Annotated in this window: 4 protein-coding genes and 1 pseudogene; 4 read left to right on the top strand and 1 reads right to left on the bottom strand. The window is 46.4% G+C overall.

Features of this window, described 5'->3' with window-relative positions; translation table 11 throughout:
• Positions 1-385 precede the first annotated feature (385 nt).
• The gene (locus tag F6K38_RS39270; protein WP_008179766.1) at positions 386-589 is read right to left on the bottom strand and encodes a hypothetical protein; all 204 of its coding nucleotides are present in this window, start codon (positions 587-589) and stop codon (positions 386-388) included.
• Between the two features lie 35 nt (positions 590-624).
• Here F6K38_RS39270 and F6K38_RS39265 point away from each other — a divergent pair, with 35 nt between their 5' ends.
• From F6K38_RS39265 to F6K38_RS43780, 4 genes and pseudogenes are all read left to right on the top strand, one after another.
• The gene (locus F6K38_RS39265; RefSeq protein ID WP_008179764.1) at positions 625-1,272 is read left to right on the top strand and encodes an ABC transporter ATP-binding protein; all 648 of its coding nucleotides are present in this window, start codon (positions 625-627) and stop codon (positions 1,270-1,272) included.
• A 3-nt stretch (positions 1,273-1,275) separates the two neighbouring features.
• Positions 1,276-1,551: a hypothetical protein gene (locus F6K38_RS39260; RefSeq protein ID WP_131827056.1), complete on the top strand. Its 276-nt coding sequence runs from the start codon at positions 1,276-1,278 to the stop codon at positions 1,549-1,551.
• Between the two features lie 93 nt (positions 1,552-1,644).
• Positions 1,645-2,391 (top strand): 16S rRNA (guanine(527)-N(7))-methyltransferase RsmG, encoded by a 747-nt coding sequence (gene rsmG / locus F6K38_RS39255; protein ID WP_008179760.1) that lies wholly within the window; start codon positions 1,645-1,647, stop codon positions 2,389-2,391.
• Positions 2,364-2,535, top strand: a pseudogene (locus F6K38_RS43780) (hypothetical protein); the annotation flags it as partial. The gene rsmG and the pseudogene F6K38_RS43780, both read left to right, overlap by 28 nt.

The following is a 2,535-nucleotide window of genomic DNA, read 5'->3' as shown; positions in this document are numbered from 1 at the left end:
AGGTGGGCATTCCCCATAAACCGATTAATACAACTGCTGTGCTGACGCAGGCTTTAACTATCTGTTTTGGTGCTCGAAACCGTTGGTTCATCGTCATTCTGGCAATATTAAAAATATATGCTACTAACCTCAGTACTGACGTTGCACTTGATGCCAGGTTCCATGGTACCGGAAGTTGGGGCATAAGATAGTAAGGGACTTGCATGTAAAAAAAATACCAATTAAAGTAGGGTGGGCAAAGTTATCTTATCTATAAGACTCATTTGAACCAAAATGTTTTTGCCCACCCTACAAGCTAAAATCTGGTATTTTATTTTTTGGCTACTCCCTAAGTAAGCATATGCGCTACGCGCACGCTACGCGAACAGCAGTCAGCAGTCAGCCGTCAGCCATTCCCGTAGCGTGGCCATTCCCGTAGCGTGCCCCAAAGGCCAAAGGCTAATAGCTGATAGCTAATAGCTGATAGCTGATAGCTGATAGCTGATAGCTGATAGCTGATAGCTGATAGCTGATAGCTGATAGCTGATAGCTGATAGCTGATAGCTGAGTGGTTAGGATAGTAATGTTTATGAAATTTTGAAACCTCCAAAATTTTGGGAGAAGGGAAAGAGTGGGCAGAACGGAATGCTATATCTTAGAGACTTAACCTATCATCCACCAGCTAGCTCCACCCCGATCTTGAAGGGTCTGAATCTAGAGCTAGCACCACAAGAATTAGGACTAGTGATTGGTGTTAGTGGTTCTGGTAAAAGCACATTATTGGAAATTTTGGCAGGATTAGCCCAGCCGACGGCAGGAAAAATCTTTTGGGGAGAAACTGAACTCACCAACGACCACCTACCCCAACTGGCAGGATTAGTGTTTCAGTTTCCAGAACGGCATTTCTGTGGTAAGACTATCCTGGAAGAATTGCGGATGGGACATCCAGAGTTGGGGTCACAGAGGGTTTATGATGCTTTGGGGGAAGTGGGACTGGCTGATTTCCCCCTGCATACTTCACCCCATGCTATGAGTGGTGGTCAGCAGCGACGCCTTGCTCTGGCAGTACAACTGATTCGTCAACCCCATATACTGATGTTGGATGAACCAACAGCTGGATTAGACTGGTCTATGCGAAGACAGTTAGTTAATCTGCTGGCAAAACTCAAAACCCACTGGACACTGCTAGTGGTGACTCACGATGCTAGGGATTTACTGCCTATTGCTGACCGCTGCTGGACTCTTAAGCAAGGGGAATTAAAAGCTGTTGATTTAGCTAGTGCTGAGTTATGAGTGTTGCCAACAGCTATCAGCGGTCAGCGGTCAGCGGTCAGCGGTCAGCGGTCAGCGGTCAGCGGTCAGCGGTCAGCGGTCAGCGGTCAGCGGTCAGTAGACGTAACTCAGATTAAACGAATGTTTACCTGTTGTCTTGATGCAGTCGCTCATGGGGGAAACTCCCAAGACCGTAATGGTGCGTTTACAGTCGTCGAATTAAATTCGCCACGGGTCGCACCTCTGCATCGCTTATTCAAAAGCACCTCAAGTAGCGTGGCACAGGCTTCGACGCTGTGACTTAACCCATAAGCTGATAACTGAAAGCTGAAAGCTGAAAGCTGATAACTGAAAGCTGAAAGCTTACGTGTTGAGTAGTTTTAAAAGTAAAAAATGACAAATGACCAAAATGTTTTATTGCTGCCACAGATGACAGAGGTTTGGCAAGAAACTCTAAATTGGCAGCCAGCTCCAGAACAACAACAGTTGTTTCAGAAACTATATGAAGGGATTTTGTCAGGCAATCGCCAGTTGAATTTAACTCGGATTACGGCTCCCGAGGAGTTTTGGGAAAAGCACCTGTGGGATTCTTTGGTAGGATTGGCTCCCATATGGCAGTCTATAACTCCAGGACAGAGAATTATTGATATTGGAACGGGGGCGGGATTTCCGGGATTACCAGTTGCGATCGCATTTCCTAATACTGCTATTACTTTACTCGATTCCACTCGCAAAAAAATTACTTTTCTTCAAACCTTAATCCCCCAGTTGGAAATCAATAATGTTACAACCTTAGTTGGCAGAGCAGAAGCTATTGGACAGAAGCAGCAGCATCGACACTCCTACGATATTGCTCTAGTTCGTGCTGTTAGTGCCCCTTCTGTTTGTGCTGAATATGCTCTACCACTTCTGAAACAGGGAGGTTTGGCGATTCTCTATCGTGGTCATTGGACAGATGAAGAAACCGAAGCTTTACAGCCAGCGGTAAAAAAGTTAGGTGGAAGAATTGAATCAGTTGAAAAATTTACTACGCCTTTGAGTGATAGTGTTCGTCATTGTTTGTTTTTGAAAGTATTATCACCAACAGTAGCTAAGTTTCCCCGTGCTGTAGGATTACCAGCACAAGACCCTTTGAATTAGAAGATAGATTTTTTGTAAGCGGTCAGCGGTCAGCGGTCAGCGGTCAGCGGTCAGCGGTCAGCGGTCAGCGGTCAGCGGTCAGCGGTCAGCGGTCAGCGGTCAGCGGTCAGCGGTCAGCGGTCAGCGGTCAGCGGTCAGCGGTCA

Origin of the sequence: Moorena sp. SIO3B2 (genome assembly GCF_010692525.1) — a bacterium.
In the GTDB taxonomy this organism is placed as follows: domain Bacteria; phylum Cyanobacteriota; class Cyanobacteriia; order Cyanobacteriales; family Coleofasciculaceae; genus Moorena; species Moorena producens.
Note: the sequence above shows the minus strand (reverse complement) of the source record. Positions and strands in the feature narration are given on the sequence as shown.

Coding starts and splice junctions, on each gene's coding strand:
- F6K38_RS39265 (WP_008179764.1), top strand. CDS start 625: ATGCTATATCTTAGAGACTTAACCTATCATCCACCAGCTAGCTCCACC.
- rsmG (WP_008179760.1), top strand. CDS start 1,645: ATGACAAATGACCAAAATGTTTTATTGCTGCCACAGATGACAGAGGTT.